Source organism: Sporofaciens sp. JLR.KK001 (genome assembly GCF_036941055.1).
Taxonomy (GTDB): Bacteria; Bacillota; Clostridia; order Lachnospirales; family Lachnospiraceae; genus Sporofaciens.
The window spans coordinates 3,486,142-3,502,125 of sequence record NZ_JAYMNO010000001.1; the positions used below are offsets into that span (position 1 = coordinate 3,486,142).

Sequence of the window (15,984 nt, forward strand, 5' to 3'; positions counted from 1 at the left end):
AAGGTTTTTTTCAAGGTTTTTTGATTTTTTTGCAATTTTGCTTCTCTTTTCCTTCATTTTTATTCAAAATTTATAGAAAATGCAGGAGATTCTTTCGAATATCCTGCAATAGAGTGCCCTCTAAAATTCATTTCCATGCTATGCCAACTGTCTGATACAGTCAATCATATGTGTATAGTCCTTCTTCACCTGCTCTAAGAGCGGTTCCATATCCTCGCTGTAATCCTGTGCATTCCTCAGTCTCTCCGCAAGCTCGGATGCAGACTGGAATAACGGTGTCAGAGATAGATTCTGGCACACTCCCTTTAACGTATGCGCCGCCCTGAACGCCTCGCTCATATCCTTCGACGCAACCGAATTCTCAAGCAGCTCATAGCTCTTGTCATCCAGAAGCTTCAATACAAACTTCTGAACCCTCTCATCCTTCCTGAGACGTCCCATCACATCCTCATAATCTGCTCCGATCGCCTCATAACATTCCTTTACCGTCATTGTACATCTCCTCCTGTTAATTCGTTTTTATAAAAACAATAGTTATTCCTTCCGCCTCGTTTCACCTTATACAGGGCTTTATCCGCCATATGGAACAGAGCGTCATAATCTCCGCCGCACTCTTTCGCGTCAGCGACACCCATGCTCACGCTGATTGGGAATTCCTTATACTGATCGCACAGCAGATGAAAGATTCGCTTCACCAGAGGCTCTATCTCATCCTTATACGGCATAAAGAGAAGGAACTCATCTCCGCCCATCCGGCAGATGATATCAAAGCTTCTGGTATTGCGCTTCATAATATCCGCCACATACTTAAGCACTTCATCGCCAAACAGATGACCGTATGTATCATTGGCCTGCTTGAAATGATCCAGGTCAAACACGATCAGAACATACTTCTTCTCGGTATCTCTGGACAGGATCGCTTCAATCTGTGTCTTCGCCGTCTTATGGTTCAGAAGGCCCGTCAGGGAATCATGGGCCGCCATAACCTGCAGATGATTCATCTTCTCCAGTTCGTCATGGATATCCACAATCTTGCCGATGGCTCCGGAGAATTCCGGCGGCTCCCAGGACGACCACATAGACCTGGCGATAACCTTGCTCCATCTCTCGTGCCCATTAATATTCAGAAGATATTTCTCCTCGATCACAGGATCATCCGGAGTCGAGTTCTCAAGCTTCTCAAGCAGATGCAGGAAGTCGCCCTCCGCAAATACTGAAGTAGCGAAGGCCTCCGTCTTCGGGTTCAAAAATGTCTCCGGCATATTCAGGTATTTTGCTCCCCACTCGGAGAGGATCAGCATCTCCGGGGTCACCGTGTATTCGAACTGGATCTCCTGGGACAGCTCCGCGAAGAACTTATACTTCACTCTCTCGTGCTCCAGAAGCTTGAACGTCCTGTCGGAAACTTCCACCTCGCCGCTCTCGATCATCTGCTCCACGGCGTCCAGCGCTTCCTCCTGGAAATTCTGCCCTTCTGACCGTGCAAGCTCTTCCTTAAGGTCTGCCGAAGTCTCTCTGAGGCAATTCATAAGAACCGGGTTGAACACTCCGCATTCTCCGTTCAGGATCATCTCAACTGCCTTCTCATGGGAATACGCAGCCTTATACACACGCTTGCTGGTCAGCGCGTCATAGACGTCCGCCAGCGCCACTACCTGCGCCGCGATTGGGATCTCATCCCCCTTAAGTCTGTCCGGATACCCTCTTCCGTCGTAGCGCTCATGATGCCAGCGGCAGATCTGATATCCCATCTGAATCAGCGGTTCATTCTCCCGCAACGGAATATCCTGCAGCAATCTGGCGCCTTCTAACGCGTGTCCCTTCATGATCTCATATTCTTCATCCGTAAAACGTCCCGGCTTGTTCAGAACCTCCGTGGGAATGGAGATCTTACCGATATCATGGAGCGCGGACGCATTGCAGATCAGATAGATATCCTCCTGGGAAAGCCCGTATTCTCCCTGCTCGATCAACCATTTGAGGAAAAACTCTGTCAAAGTTCTGATATGGAGTACATGGAGACCGCTCTCCCCGTTACGGAACTCAACAATATTGGACAAGATCTCGATCATCAGCTTATTGTCATTTTCCTTCTCCATGATCTGGTTCGTGACCATATGGGTAAGTTCCTTCTGTTTGGAAAAAAGAAGGATCGTATTCACCACCCTGCGCCGGACGGTCTGTTCATCAAAAGGCCTGTTGATGTAATCCTGAACACCAAGCTCATATGCCCTGTCTATATATGCCGGAACGGTCTCCGCCGATATCATGATCACCGGGATATCCTTGATCCAGTCATTCTTATTCATAACCTCCAGAGTCTCAAAGCCATCCATCACCGGCATCATGATATCCAGAAGCATCAGAGAGATCTCCTGCTCCTGCTCGTGCAGGATCGCAGAAGCTTCCAGTCCGTTCTCTGCCTCAATGATCTCATATTCATTAGAGAGCATATCTGACAGCAGGGCACGATTGATCTCCGAATCGTCTACAATCAAAATCTTCTTTTTCTCGAAAACATTTTTATTTCTGTTCATTTATACCTCTTTCTAACACCTGTTATCACAATTATGCCAAATACCTTCTCAAAAGCTTCATAAGCTTCTGGATATCGATCGGCTTCGCCACATGCTCATTCATGCCGCACTCAAGACATCTCTGGATATCCTCTGAGAAGGCGTCTGCCGTCATAGCAATGATCGGAAGATCCGCATCCGGCCGGTCAAGGGCTCTCAGCGCTTTCGCCGCCTCATAGCCGTTCATTACCGGCATCCTGATATCCATAAGGACCGCGTCATAGTAGCCAGGCTCGGACTGACTGAACATATCCACACATATCTGTCCATTCTCCGCCCACTCCACTTCAAAACCGGCATCTGTAAGGATATCCTCCGCAATCTCCCAGTTCAGTTCATTATCTTCTGCCAGCAGAATACGAAGGTCCTCAAACTTCTGTATCTCCTCCTCTCTCTTCTCTTCCACAAAGCCTCCCTCCATATATCGGCTTAAGCCCAGATAAAGGTTAGATTTGAACAATGGTTTGGAGATAAACCCTTGCGCTCCGGCGGCACGCGCCTCATCCTCAATATCGCTCCAATCATAGGCAGAGATAATCAATATTGGAAGATCATCCCCTACGATCTTCCTGATCTCCCGGGCCGTATCAAGACCGTTCATATCCGGCATCTTCCAATCCAGCAGCACGATCTCATACTCCATGTGCTTCCTGTGGTGCTCTTCTATCATCTGCAGCGCCTCCCGGCCGCTCAGCGCCCAATCTGCCTGTACGCCTATCTCCTTTAAGGCAGACGCCGCACTGAAACACAGATCCTCATTATTATCCACCACCAGGAGCCGCCAAGGCGGGAGAACCATCTCTTCTTCCTCGATCGTCGCCTTCTCCAGATCCAGGATCACATGGAATTCACTTCCCTCACCCTGTCTGCTGTTCACTTCGATGGTACCGCCCATCATATCCACGATCACCTTCGTGATCGACATCCCAAGCCCGGTACCCTCTATCTTCTGTACCTTCATATCTTCCCTTGAGAAGGTATCGAATATCCTCTTCTGGAACTCTTCGGACATACCGATTCCGTTATCCTTCACCCGGAAATGGCATCTCACATGCGTATCTCCCGCCGGTGAATCCTCCTGGGTCAGATAGACATTGATCCTTCCCTCCGCAGGGGTGAATTTGACAGCATTGGACAGGAGATTAATCAATATCTGGTTCAGGCGCACGCCGTCACAGCAGACCGTCTCTGTCTGGATATTCTGGATAAATATGTCAAAATGCTGATTCTTCTCCTTGATCTGAGGCTGAACAATATTGACAAGAGCCTCCATCACTTCCCGCAGGGAGAGGATGTCCATATTCAGCGTCAGCTTCCCGCTCTCGATCTTCGACATATCCAGCACGTCATTGATCAGTCCAAGCAAATGACGGCTGGAGAGAGAGATCTTCTTCAGACAGTCCTGTACGCGCATCGAATCATCCACATTCGCCATCGCGATCGCCGTCATCCCCACGATACCGTTCATCGGCGTTCGGATATCGTGGCTCATACTGGACAAGAATTCGCTCTTAGCCTGATTCGCCCTGAACGCCCGCTTCTTTGCCCGCTCAAGCTCTCTTAACTGCTGCTGCGTCAGCCTGTAATACAGGATGAAGATCACTCCCACCGCAAGCAGGATCACGCCGCAGGCCGCCAATATCAATATCTGCTGCTGGCTGTTCAGAGTCATGATCGCATCATCCAGTATCCCATAAGGCATGACAGATACCAGATACCAGTCTGTGGCAGCAAGCGGCGCACAATAAAGATGCTGATGGATTCCGTTCGTATCCTCCAACAGTGCAGAATAATTCTCCTTATTATCTATCGCCGTCTTCAATTCATTCACATACTGGTCCGGCGCCTTGGGATTCTCTGTCGAAATCGTCTCTTCGATACGCGAAAAATAATTATCACGGAATGCATCCCCTGACCGAACGACGAATTCTCCGTCCTTACGGATAATATGGGAATAGACCATAGAGCTGTCTCCCTCAAGGACAAGCGCATCCTCCAGATAAGACATGGGCATCCCCGCCACGATCACGTCGCTGGTCTTGCCGTCCTTCATCGGATAAGCTGCGTCGACCACCATCAAAAGCAGCTTCTCATCGCTCTCATTATATCCGCTTGTGATAAACTTATCATCATCTGAAATGACATCCTGGAATTCTTCCTCACTTAAGAATCTCACCGATTCTCCATAGACCGTCTCACATCCGCCGTCCTTCCGGTAAAGACCAAGATGCTTAAACTCCCTGATATCCGCACTGAGGGCCAGTTCCTCTATCATCTCTGTACCATAGCTGACCGATTCCGGAGGTGTACGCCTGATCAGCGCCTCCACACGCGAAACCTGCAGGTTGATGATCGCATCAAACTTCTGCTGTAGCTGCGTGCTCATCTCGGACATATAGAGTGTACCTACCTCATTGATCGCATCATGGCTCTTTCCCCCCATCACCGATCCAAGCCAGACGAAAATGACGATACACAACACCACCAGACAACTGACGCTGGTAAGCAAAAACTTCTTTGTATTATTAAACATCTTTTATCCCCCTGTGTTTGATTAATACGCTACCTCAGCAAACATACGCTTTCTATCTCCACAATATCTATCTCCACAATAGTCTATAGCAAAAATAAAGCCAACATCAATATTGCCTACGTTGCCTTGCATTTATTATAAACAATCTCACCTGTGAAATCAATTCATTTCTGAAATTTCTCTATAACGTCAAATACCATTTCCTGCGTTTCCCCAAATAGTGATTGCAAATCATACAACCGCGTGATAAAATTAACTCAGTTAGACGGTACTTCTATAAGGAGGAATTTTTACAGTTATGATATTAAAGAGTTGCAACACATGTATTATTTATGGGTCGGATTCAGACGTTGTAGTGAGGGCACGGGTGAGAACGGTAGACGATAAGATTACCCTGCATTTTGATGATAATAATGAACTTGGAACCAAGACAGACCGGCTTCAGGTAGATTTCTGCGACAGCCAGGTAGGTTATATCAAGACCTTCTGTGAACTTGAGATCCGCAAGAACGAAGATCCCTATGTATTAGAGCCGTGGACAGCCGACTGTAAGATCTTAGAGATGATCCAGGTTCTACAGCGCCAGAAAGAGCTGCGCGTAAGGATGGTCAAGGAGGTGAATTTCATCTCCCTGAAGCACGGCCGGTTCAGTGGAGTCATCCAGAATATCAGCGTGGGCGGTCTCTATATGACTACCAATACCCGTCTTGACCTGGATGAAGAATTTGAATTCGAATACTGCTTTATGAAGAAGAACCAGGAAGTACGGGCCAAGATCCTGCGCGAGACCATCATCCGCGAGAACCACTATGGTTACGGCTGCCAGTTCATTGACCAGTCCAAGGGCGCCGAACGGGATATCCGCCAGTACGTCTACAGGCAGCAGTTGAATAAGGCCTGGTAGTCACTTGATCATGACAGATCATGATACATATTACATATACATTTCTATATACGGGGCTGCCGGGGACATTCACCGGCAGCCCCGTATATACTGAGCGTCAAATCTGACACTCAGTATAATATATCTTATTTAAAATATTCAACACCAGATTCGAAGATCTGAAGATCCTGTTCCCCGTATATATTCACTGCAACAGACCTTGCACGCCTCTCGGAATGAGCCATCTTGCCGAATACCCTTCCGTCCGGGCTCGTGATACCCTCGATCGCACAGTAAGAACCATTCACATTCCACTCTTCGTCCATCGTGATATTCCCTGCCGGATCGCAATACTGGGTCGCTACCTGTCCGTTCGCAAATAGCTTGTCGATCCACTCGCCGTTCGCAACGAATCTTCCCTCACCGTGAGAAGCCGGATTCGTATAGACTCCGCCAAGCTTCGCCTTCTGAAGCCACGGCGACTTATTGGTGACCACTTTCGTATATACCATCTTCGAGATATGGCGTCCGATCGTATTATAGGTCAGCGTCGGAGACGCCTCATCCTGGCCAGTGATCCTGCCGTTCGGAACCAGACCAAGCTTCACCAAAGTCTGGAATCCGTTACAGATACCCAGCACAAGCCCGTCCCGTTCACTTAACAGCCGTTCCACCGCTTCCTTCATCTTCGCATTCTGGAACGCGGTCGCAAAGAACTTGGCCGAACCGTCCGGCTCATCACCTGCACTGAAACCGCCCGGGAACATGATGATCTGCGACTGATCGATGGCCTGCTCGAACACGCTCACTGAATCGAGAATATCCTCTGCATTCAGGTTCCTGAATACCTTGACAATCGTCTTCGCCCCGGCTCTCTCAAATGCCCTGGCGCTGTCATACTCACAGTTGGTTCCCGGGAATACCGGGATAAATACGGTCGGCTGTCCGATCTTATGGGCACAGATATGGATATCCTTCGTCTCATACAGGCCTTTCTCGATCCTCTCCTCCTGCCCTTGGGCTTTGGAGTTCGTTGGGAACACCTTCTCAAGCGGTTCCTTCCACGCTGCCTCTGCCTCTACCATTGCTATCGAAATATCTCTGTAGGAAATCACCGGTTCCTCCAATACCTCGCCGATCACCGTATAAGTAATCTGAAGCTGTCCAACCTTCTCTGACGGCACCTCCGCGATAATATCACCAAATGCAGGCGCAAACAGATCCCTCTCGTCCACATTATGCTCGATCTTAACACCCATCCGGTTACCAAAAGCCATCTTGCTGACAGCCGCAGCAATACCGTGCCGATCCAGCGCATAGGCCGACAAGATCCTGCCCTCGCGGATATCCTGTGTGAACTTCCCGTACTGCTCCATCACCTTATCATAGACCGGGATATCGTACTCATCCGTCATCGTGCGCAGCCAGATCAGCTTACTTCCCGCCTTCTTAAGCTCCGGCGTAATAATCTCCTTCTCTCTGGCCACATCTACCGCGAATGACACCAGTGTCGGCGGAACATCAATATCCTCGAAAGTCCCGGACATGCTGTCCTTGCCGCCGATCGACGGCAGCCCAAAGCCAAGCTGGGCATTGTAAGCGCCTAAGAGAGCCGCAAAGGGCTGGCTCCATCTGTGCGGATCCTCCGTCATGCGCCGGAAGTATTCCTGGAAGGTAAAACGGATCTTACTGCAGTCGCCGCCGGCTGCCGCGATCTTCGCCACCGACTCTGTCACCGCGTAGACCGCACCATGATAAGGGCTCCAGTCAGACAGATAAGGATCAAATCCGTAGCTCATCATAGTCACCGTGTCACAGTCGCCGGTAAGCACCGGAAGCTTCGCAACCATCGTCTGTGTCTCTGTCGTCTGATATCTGCCGCCGTGAGGCATGAATACGGACGCCGCCCCGATGGAACCGTCGAACATCTCTACAAGCCCCTTCTGGGAGCATACGTTCAGATCGCTCAATGTGCTCATCCATCTCGCTCTCACATCCGGGATCTCCTCTCTTACAAGGATACTGTCTTTCCTGTCCGGAATATCTACCGCAACCTCCGTCTCCTGATGCGCCCCGTTGGTATCCAGGAAAGCACGTGAGAGATTCACGATCTCTTTGCCCCTCCAGGACAATACAAGCCTTGGCTCCTCCGTCACAACCGCAACGCAGGTCGCCTCTAAGTTCTCCTCTCTGGCATATCCCATGAAGGTATCTACATCCTTAGGATCTACCACGACTGCCATACGCTCCTGAGATTCGGAGATCGCAATCTCCGTCCCGTCGAGACCGGCATACTTCTTAGGCACCTTGTCCAGATCCACCTTCAGGCCGTCCGCCAGTTCTCCGATCGCAACCGAGACTCCGCCTGCACCGAAATCATTACATTTCTTGATCAGGCTGCTGACTTCCTCCCTGCGGAACAGACGTTGTATCTTGCGTTCTGTCGGCGGATTGCCCTTCTGCACCTCTGCGCCGCAGGTCTTCGTGGATTCCTCCGTATGCACCTTGGAAGAGCCTGTCGCACCGCCGCAGCCGTCTCTCCCGGTACGTCCGCCAAGCAGGATGATGATATCCCCCGGATCCGACGTCTCACGGATCACCGCCCGCCTTGGAGCAGCGCCCAGTACCGCGCCGATCTCCATACGCTTCGCCACATAATTCGGGTGATAGATCTCCTTCACCATCCCCGTCGCAAGGCCGATCTGGTTACCGTACGAACTATAGCCGTGGGCCGCCTCGCGGACCAGCTTCTTCTGCGGAAGCTTCCCCTTCATGGTATCTCTGACTGATACGGTCGGATCTGCCGCCCCTGTTACACGCATGGCCTGATATACATAGGTACGTCCTGACAGCGGATCACGGATTGCACCGCCAAGACAGGTAGCTGCACCGCCGAAAGGCTCGATCTCCGTTGGGTGGTTATGCGTCTCATTCTTGAAATTCACAAGCCACTCTTCCTCTACACCGTCTACCTCAACCGGCACAACGATGCTGCAGGCATTGATCTCATCCGACTCCTCCTGGTCTGTAAGCTTCCCTTCTCTCTTAAGCTTACGCATCGCCATAAGCGCCAGATCCATCAGACACACGAACTTGTCTTCCCTTCCCTTAAAGATCTCGCTGTGATCCTCAAGATACTGCCTGTAAGTATCTTCGATCGGCTTCCTATAGTCTCCTTCCCCAAAGGATACCTTCGTAAGCTCTGTGGAAAACGTTGTATGGCGGCAGTGGTCAGACCAGTATGTATCCAGCACACGGATCTCTGTCATGGACGGATCCCTCTTCTCTTCCCCTTCAAAATACTTCTGGATATGCTGAAAATCCTTAAATGTCATGGCAAGTCCCAGAGAATCATACAACGCCTTAAGCTTCTCTTCTTCCATATCCTTGAAACCGTCAAAAATGATCACATCCTCCGGCTCATCGAATCTCGCCGCCAGAGTATCCGGCTTCTCCATCCCGGTCTCCCTGGAATCCACCGGATTAATGCAATGTGCTTTGATTACGCCAAACTCCTCGTCAGAGATCTCTCCGTCCGTTCCCTGGATCACATAAGTAGTCGCCGTCTGGATCACCGGCTGCTCGTCTTCCTTAATAAACTGTACACACTGAACGGCAGAATCCGCCCTCTGATCAAACTGCCCCGGCAGAAATTCTACAGAGAATACCCTGCTCCCCTGTGCGGCCGGGAACTCTTCATGATACAGCATATCCACCGGAGGTTCCGCAAATACACCGTTACACGCCTTCTCAAATGTCTCATCGGATATATTCTCCACATCATACCGGATCAGCACCCTTACATCCGCCACATCCTTGATCCCGAGATAACTTCCGATCTCCTGCTTCAAGTCCTGAGCCTGTACCCCAAATCCTTCTTTCTTCTCCACGTATACTCGTCTAACACCACTCATAATTCATCCTCCATACCTGGTATCTTCTGTTCACTGGTAACATTGTACCACAAATCTGTCAACTATTCCAACAATATATACCCGAATGGGTATCCTTCATGTAACAGTGAAACCGCAAGGCTGAACTGTTACTCCTTCATCAGCGCCGGGACATCCGGATAACTGCAAACATAAGTCCCCCCGCCGCAAGCAGCATCCCCACAAACGTCATCCCAATACGGACCACCATATCAAAGAAGAACCCCTCCGGCAGCATGCGGATCATATAATCCTCACTTGGATTGAACATCCACAGGTCGTTGGTGAAGAAGATCTCATGAAAGATCGTAAAGCATCTGGTAAAATCTATAGAAAACGCTGCCGCAAGCAATAGGATCACCACAAGCAGAATCCCCAGGGCCCAGAGATACGCCCTGGGAAGCAGACGCTTCCAGTCCGTCTTCGCGATGATAAGGCCCATGACCAATAAGAACGCTGCCGCAGCGCACAGATTCCGAAGCTTAAGCCCTCCAAGGAACAGATTCCTCACGTCCGCCATATGAAACCGGTCCTGCTCGTTGAAGAAATCCTGTGTCTGTCCGTCCACATCCGTCACGATAGACAACTCTTCCTCCCTCCCGATCAGATAATCCATCATATAGCCTGTCACTTCCATCACATCCTCAAGCTCCATCGCAAGCGGTTCCGTCACCTTATACTTCTCATACTCCTTCTCATAGAACCGATAATCCGGATCGCCATAGATCACCGCCTGGAAGCTGGTGAGCAGCATGGACATAATGAGAAGAACCATGGCAAAGGACGCTGCCGTCATAGGCAGCACAGTCCTGCCGTCAAAGATCCTGCTTCTCTTCCTCATCTATATTCCTCCATTCCAGAATTCCTGCACTTTCTGAGATACATTTCTTGCCGTGCAGAGTTCATATGCCTTCCACTCCCGGGGGAATGTCTCCCGGTATCTTACGTCAAGAAATCTCTCATCCAGCAGAAGAACTACCCCTCTGTCCACATCCGTACGGATCACCCTCCCGGCCGACTGCAGCACCTTGTTCATCCCCGGATAGAGATAGGCATAATCAAAGCCCTGCAACCCCTGAGAATCGAAATATGCCTTCAGCAGTTCTCTCTCCGTACAGACCTGGGGGAGCCCCGTACCTACAACCATCGCTCCGATCAGCTTATCCTCTGCCAGATCAATCCCTTCTGAGAAAATCCCGCCCATTACGCAGAATCCGATCAGGCTGTGCTCCTTCGCCTCTTCAAAATTCTCAAGAAAGATCTCCCTTGCCTCCTCTGACATATACTGGGACTGCATCACATATTCGATCTCTTCTTTGGCATCCTCCTTAAGCATCTCAAGAAATTCCTCATAGACTTCCTCCATGAAACGATAAGAAGGGAAAAATGCAAGATAATTCCCTGCCTTCGCACATGCCGTCTCTATCAGATACCTGGCATACCGCCCATACATCTCTTTCCCGCGTCTGGTATATTTGGTACTGACGTCCGCGCCGATCAGAAGCTTACGCTTCTTCGCATCAAACGGAGATTCTGCATAGATCGCGTAATCATCTTTGACCGTACTGAGAAGCTTCTTATAATAATGGATCGGAAGCAGGGTCGCAGAAAAGAACACCGTACTGTTCCCCTTATCCAGAAACTCCTGCAGGCGCTTGGCAGGATTGACGCAGAAAAGCTGCAGTTTAAACCTTCCCGTATCTTCAAGCTCTGAATAGATCATATAATTCTCATCCAGCTTATCATGAATACTTACAAACATCCTTACAGAAAAATACAGGTCCAGCACTTCCCTGCGTATCTCCTCCTCCCGGCATTCTTCCAGATACCGTTCCATCTCCGCCATCAGCGACACTAATCTCAGATAGATATGGGATACGCTGTTCAAGACCTGATAATCCCCGCACTCCCTCTTCAGAGCAAGGAGCTGCTTATTACACGCACTGATCTTCCTTACAAGCTTCGCATCCCTGTGTCCCAATATCCTCTTAAGCTTCAGGAGATCTTCTTTATAGATCTCGGCACTGTACATCTTCCTCCCGCGTTCCACCAGATTGTGCGCCTCATCGATCAGGAAGAGATATTCTCCTTTGTTACCCTCGCCAAAGAACCGCCGCAGATGTGCATTGGGATCAAACACATAGTTATAGTCACAGATAATTGCATCCACCCAGAGGGAAACATCCAGACTCATCTCATGGGGGCATACCTTCCACTTCCTCGCCTGTTCAATAAGTATCTCCCGGCTCATCTCATCCGAGCCAGTAATCAGCTCGTATACCGCATCATTCACCCGGTCATAATGCCCCTTGGCATAGGGGCAGGCATCCGGATTGCATTCCGTCTCTTCACAGAAACAGATCTTCTCCTTCGCTGTGAGTACAATCACTTTCATACGTAGGCACTGATCCCTTAATGTGTCAAACGCCTGCCATGCAACCGTCCGCGTGATGGTTTTCGCCGTCAGATAGAAGATCTTCTCCCCAAGTCCTTCCCCCACTGCCTTCACAGCCGGAAACACCGTCGAAATCGTCTTCCCAACTCCGGTAGGCGCCTGTATAAACAGCTTCTTCTTGCGCAGGATCGTCCGATACACGGATTCCGCCAGCCGCTTCTGCCCTTCCCTGTATTCGAAGGGAAATACAATCTGCCGGATCGAATCATTCCTCTTCTTCTTCCACTCGATCTGATATCTGGCCCACTTCTCATACTGTCCTATAATACCAAAGAACCATTCCTTGAGTACCTCATAGGGATAGACGCTCTGAAAACGTCTGATCTCCTCCGTATCCATGTTGCAGTATGTCATCTGCACACCGATCTCTTCAAGCTTATGGACATCCGCATAGATAAACGCATAACATTTGGCCTGCGCCAGATGGACCGGTACCGGCTCCAATAAGAACTCCAGATCTCTGAAGATACCTTTGATCTCGTCGATCACAATCCCTTCCGGGCATTCGATCACACCATCGGCACGACCCTCCACAGACAGCACGAAGCCCTTACATGCCACTTCATACTTCAATGGCACCTCCGCATGATATCCGGCCTTCATCTGCTTCTGGATCTTGCGGTGAATCTTCCCGCCCATCAGCATGGCATCCTTATCTGCTCCCGCTGTCCTGTTGTCTATGTCTCCGCCCCGCAGGATAAATTCTACCAGATTGCGCACGGATATACGAATATACGGCTGTTCCATGTTGCCTGATCACTCCCATCGAATTCCGTTACCATCATACCACAAGCGGCTTCTATCTGTAAATACTAACCGAACTGTAACCGAACTCCACCATCTCACTCCGATAACGAAGCGGAAGATGCTGAAGCTGACATCGCGGATTCCTGCGGGATTCAATGGCAATCGTCTGACAGAACCCCTTCCACAGCCTTGTATACTCTTCCTCTCTGTCAGACACCTGTTCAAACACTTCTTCATCGAAGGTATCTCCCCAGAGGATCACCCACTGCTTTCCCGCCTCATGAACCGCAAACATCTTATGCGTCTTATCGTGGATCATCCAGTTCTCTGTCGGAAGACGGTCCGCAAAATGAGGGGCAAGGCACGTCAAGATCTGATTCTTCGGTTTGATCCCGGCGTACAGGACACCGTTCTTAAGCTCCCTGAAACGTAAGAATCCCTTATAACTGTGGGTCTCTCCAAACACATTCCTGTACAGTTCGAAGACCTTCTCCACCTTGGGATGGCTCAGATGATCCATGATCTTCGTACTGTCCGGGATCTCTCTTGCCGTAAGCATGGTCCCCAGCACAGCGTCCCCTTTCTTAGGGTCTGCCGACAGTACCGCATGGTAGATGTCATGGTAGGCACGCATTCCCAGATGCCTGCGGATCAGCGCCTCCACCGCGGCCGCCTTGTGCTCTGTCTCCTCCACTTCCACATAATCACAGAATAATTGCTGGTCTAACATCCCCCGCAGCGCGATCTCGCATTCTTCTTCTGCCTTCCTCGACTTCCAGGCATCATAGATCCCCGAAAATATCCCCGTAACCGTATCACTGCACACATATACCGTCTTCATTCCATCCTCCTCCAAACAACGACAATTGCTGATATCCCATCTCCCTGACTTCTCTGGGAAGCTTCTCGCCTGCGGCAAGCAGGTTCCGTGTGATATAATCCTCGTCCATCTTCGTGGGATACATCATCCTGCCGCCGCAGGTGATAAAATACAGCGCCCTCTTAAGCACCACTCCGATCTTCTTAAGATCTGCGAAATCCAGAGTCCCAAGCCTTCTCGCCTTCACGATCCGCACCGCCGACTTATATCCGATACCAGGCACACGAAGCAGCATCTTATAATCTGCCCGGTTCACCTCTACCGGGAATTGCTCAAGATGCTTCAAAGCCCAATTACACTTCGGATCAAACAAGATGTTAAAATTCGGATTCTCCTCCGTCAGAAGTTCCTCAGCCCTGAAATGATAATACCTCAACAGCCAGTCCGCCTGATACAGCCGGTGCTCCCTGAGAAGCGGCGGTCCTTCCCCGGTCTTTGCCGGAAGCGCGGCATCGTCATTGACATGCACGAAAGCCGAGTAGAATACCCGCTTAAGCTCAAACTTCTGATACAGAGACTCCGCCACCTGGATGATCTGGTAATCCGTCTCCGGCGTCGCCCCTATGATCATCTGGGTACTCTGGCCGGCCGGCACAAACCGCGGTGCGTTCCGGTATAAGGTAAGCTCCTGCTTATTCTCCGTCATCCGGTTCTGTACCAGACGCATGGGCGACAGGATATTCTTCCGCGTCTTGTGGGGCGCCAGCGCCCTAAGGCTCTCTGCTGTCGCAAGCTCCAGGTTCACACTCATCCTGTCCGCAAGGAATCCTAGACGCTGCACCAGCTCCGGACTTGCCCCCGGAATCGCCTTCACATGGATATAGCCCTGGAAATTACACTCCCGCCGCAGCCGATAGAGCGTCGCATACAGAAGCTCCATCGTATAATCCGGGCTCCTTAAGATCCCGGAGCTTAAGAACAATCCTTCGATATAGTTCCTCCGGTAGAATTCCATCGTCAGTGTACACACCTCGTCCGGAGTAAAGGACGCTCTCGCCACATCATTGCTCCTCCTGTTGACACAATACTTACAATCATAAATACACTCATTCGTAAAAAGTATCTTCAAAAGCGAGATACATCTTCCGTCGGCAGAGAAGCTGTGACAGATCCCCGACTGCTCGCAGCTTCCGATCCCTGTCCCGTCACTCTTACGCGACGTCCCGCTGGAGGTACATGCCACGTCATACTTGGCTGCATCCGTCAGGATATTCAATTTATCATACATGGATAACGCTTCCTGGATTCTCATAATTCACCCTCGCAAAAATAGAACGCTTGTTCCTTTTTATTTATTATACAAACAAACGTTCTATCCGTCAATACCTTTATTCTATTTTTGTTATCTTCTTCCTCCCATACAACTCCTGCACCGCCTCCGTGATCTCACCGATCATACGGATCAGCGTATTCATATCTCCTTCCCGATTCCTCTGAAACGTATGATATCCGCCCTGAATACAATAACTCAGTATGATATTCCACACTTCGTCGTTCCTGTATTCCGGGAATTTCTGAAATACCAGCTCTTTGATGCTCGTCTCGATCCTGTCAACCAGATGATTCCGCTGGCTGCCCGAGAACAGGATCATGGTCAGCGAATTCTGCGACAGATACGCCAGGAATAATTCCCGTGTGAATTCCGCCGGCTTCTCCATAATATACTCCGGATGGGAAATGCTGTTGGTAATGGAACGCACCACCTCGGCCTCCATATGGTCTGACAGATCATAAATATCCTTGTAATGAGAATAAAATGTAGACTTGTTGATACATGCCAGCTCGCACAGCTCCCTGATCGTTATCTTCTCCAACGGTTTCCTTGACCGTAATTCAATAAATGCATTCTTGATTCCCCGCTCTGTTTTCTCTATGCGCAGATCCATATCCCGTTCTCCTTCGTCCTGACATCTCACTTTCCGACACATTTTCTAAAATGTCGGTTATCCGCCCATCCATCCATATTGTCGGTGGATAT

10 protein-coding genes are annotated in these 15,984 nt (G+C 49.9%); 1 reads left to right on the plus strand and 9 read right to left on the minus strand.

The features are described from left to right. Positions 1 to 138 precede the first annotated feature (138 nt). Genes VSQ62_RS17855 through VSQ62_RS17865 form a run of 3 tightly spaced genes read right to left on the minus strand, consistent with a single transcriptional unit; the run spans position 139 to position 5,109 of the window. Positions 139 to 492: an Hpt domain-containing protein gene (locus tag VSQ62_RS17855; RefSeq protein ID WP_334636129.1), complete on the minus strand. Its 354-nt coding sequence runs from the start codon at positions 490 to 492 to the stop codon at positions 139 to 141. Then, entirely contained in the window at positions 489 to 2,537 is a 2,049-nt protein-coding gene (locus VSQ62_RS17860; RefSeq protein WP_334636130.1) for a bifunctional diguanylate cyclase/phosphohydrolase, read from the minus strand. Before VSQ62_RS17860 ends, VSQ62_RS17855 begins: the two co-directional genes overlap by 4 nt. Before the next feature lie 31 nt (positions 2,538 to 2,568). After that, the gene (locus VSQ62_RS17865) at positions 2,569 to 5,109 is read right to left on the minus strand and encodes a hybrid sensor histidine kinase/response regulator (protein WP_334636131.1); all 2,541 of its coding nucleotides are present in this window, start codon (positions 5,107 to 5,109) and stop codon (positions 2,569 to 2,571) included. Positions 5,110 to 5,407: 298 nt separating this feature from the next. Between VSQ62_RS17865 and VSQ62_RS17870 the strand changes: the two genes are divergently transcribed. Beyond that, complete coding sequence (locus VSQ62_RS17870; RefSeq protein WP_334636132.1) at positions 5,408 to 6,013, plus strand: PilZ domain-containing protein; 606 nt, start codon at positions 5,408 to 5,410, stop codon at positions 6,011 to 6,013. Between the two features lie 125 nt (positions 6,014 to 6,138). On the opposite strand, the gene VSQ62_RS17875 is transcribed toward VSQ62_RS17870, so the two are convergent. The 6 genes from VSQ62_RS17875 to VSQ62_RS17900 form a co-directional block, all read right to left on the minus strand. After that, the gene (locus tag VSQ62_RS17875; RefSeq protein WP_334636133.1) at positions 6,139 to 9,906 is read right to left on the minus strand and encodes a phosphoribosylformylglycinamidine synthase; all 3,768 of its coding nucleotides are present in this window, start codon (positions 9,904 to 9,906) and stop codon (positions 6,139 to 6,141) included. A gap of 139 nt (positions 9,907 to 10,045) precedes the next feature. Further along, positions 10,046 to 10,765 carry a TIGR01906 family membrane protein gene (locus VSQ62_RS17880; RefSeq protein ID WP_334636134.1) on the minus strand — a complete coding sequence of 240 codons (720 nt, stop codon included), beginning with the start codon at positions 10,763 to 10,765 and terminating at the stop codon, positions 10,046 to 10,048. Beyond that, the gene (locus tag VSQ62_RS17885) at positions 10,766 to 13,126 is read right to left on the minus strand and encodes an ATP-dependent DNA helicase (protein WP_334636136.1); all 2,361 of its coding nucleotides are present in this window, start codon (positions 13,124 to 13,126) and stop codon (positions 10,766 to 10,768) included. Between the two features lie 52 nt (positions 13,127 to 13,178). Next, positions 13,179 to 13,967: a TIGR03915 family putative DNA repair protein gene (locus tag VSQ62_RS17890; protein ID WP_334636138.1), complete on the minus strand. Its 789-nt coding sequence runs from the start codon at positions 13,965 to 13,967 to the stop codon at positions 13,179 to 13,181. Continuing rightward, complete coding sequence (locus VSQ62_RS17895) at positions 13,942 to 15,258, minus strand: putative DNA modification/repair radical SAM protein (RefSeq protein WP_334636139.1); 1,317 nt, start codon at positions 15,256 to 15,258, stop codon at positions 13,942 to 13,944. The genes VSQ62_RS17890 and VSQ62_RS17895 overlap by 26 nt, the downstream gene beginning before the upstream one ends. A 76-nt stretch (positions 15,259 to 15,334) precedes the next feature. Further along, the gene (locus VSQ62_RS17900; RefSeq protein ID WP_334636140.1) at positions 15,335 to 15,892 is read right to left on the minus strand and encodes a TetR/AcrR family transcriptional regulator; all 558 of its coding nucleotides are present in this window, start codon (positions 15,890 to 15,892) and stop codon (positions 15,335 to 15,337) included. Between the last annotated feature and the right edge of the window lie 92 nt (positions 15,893 to 15,984).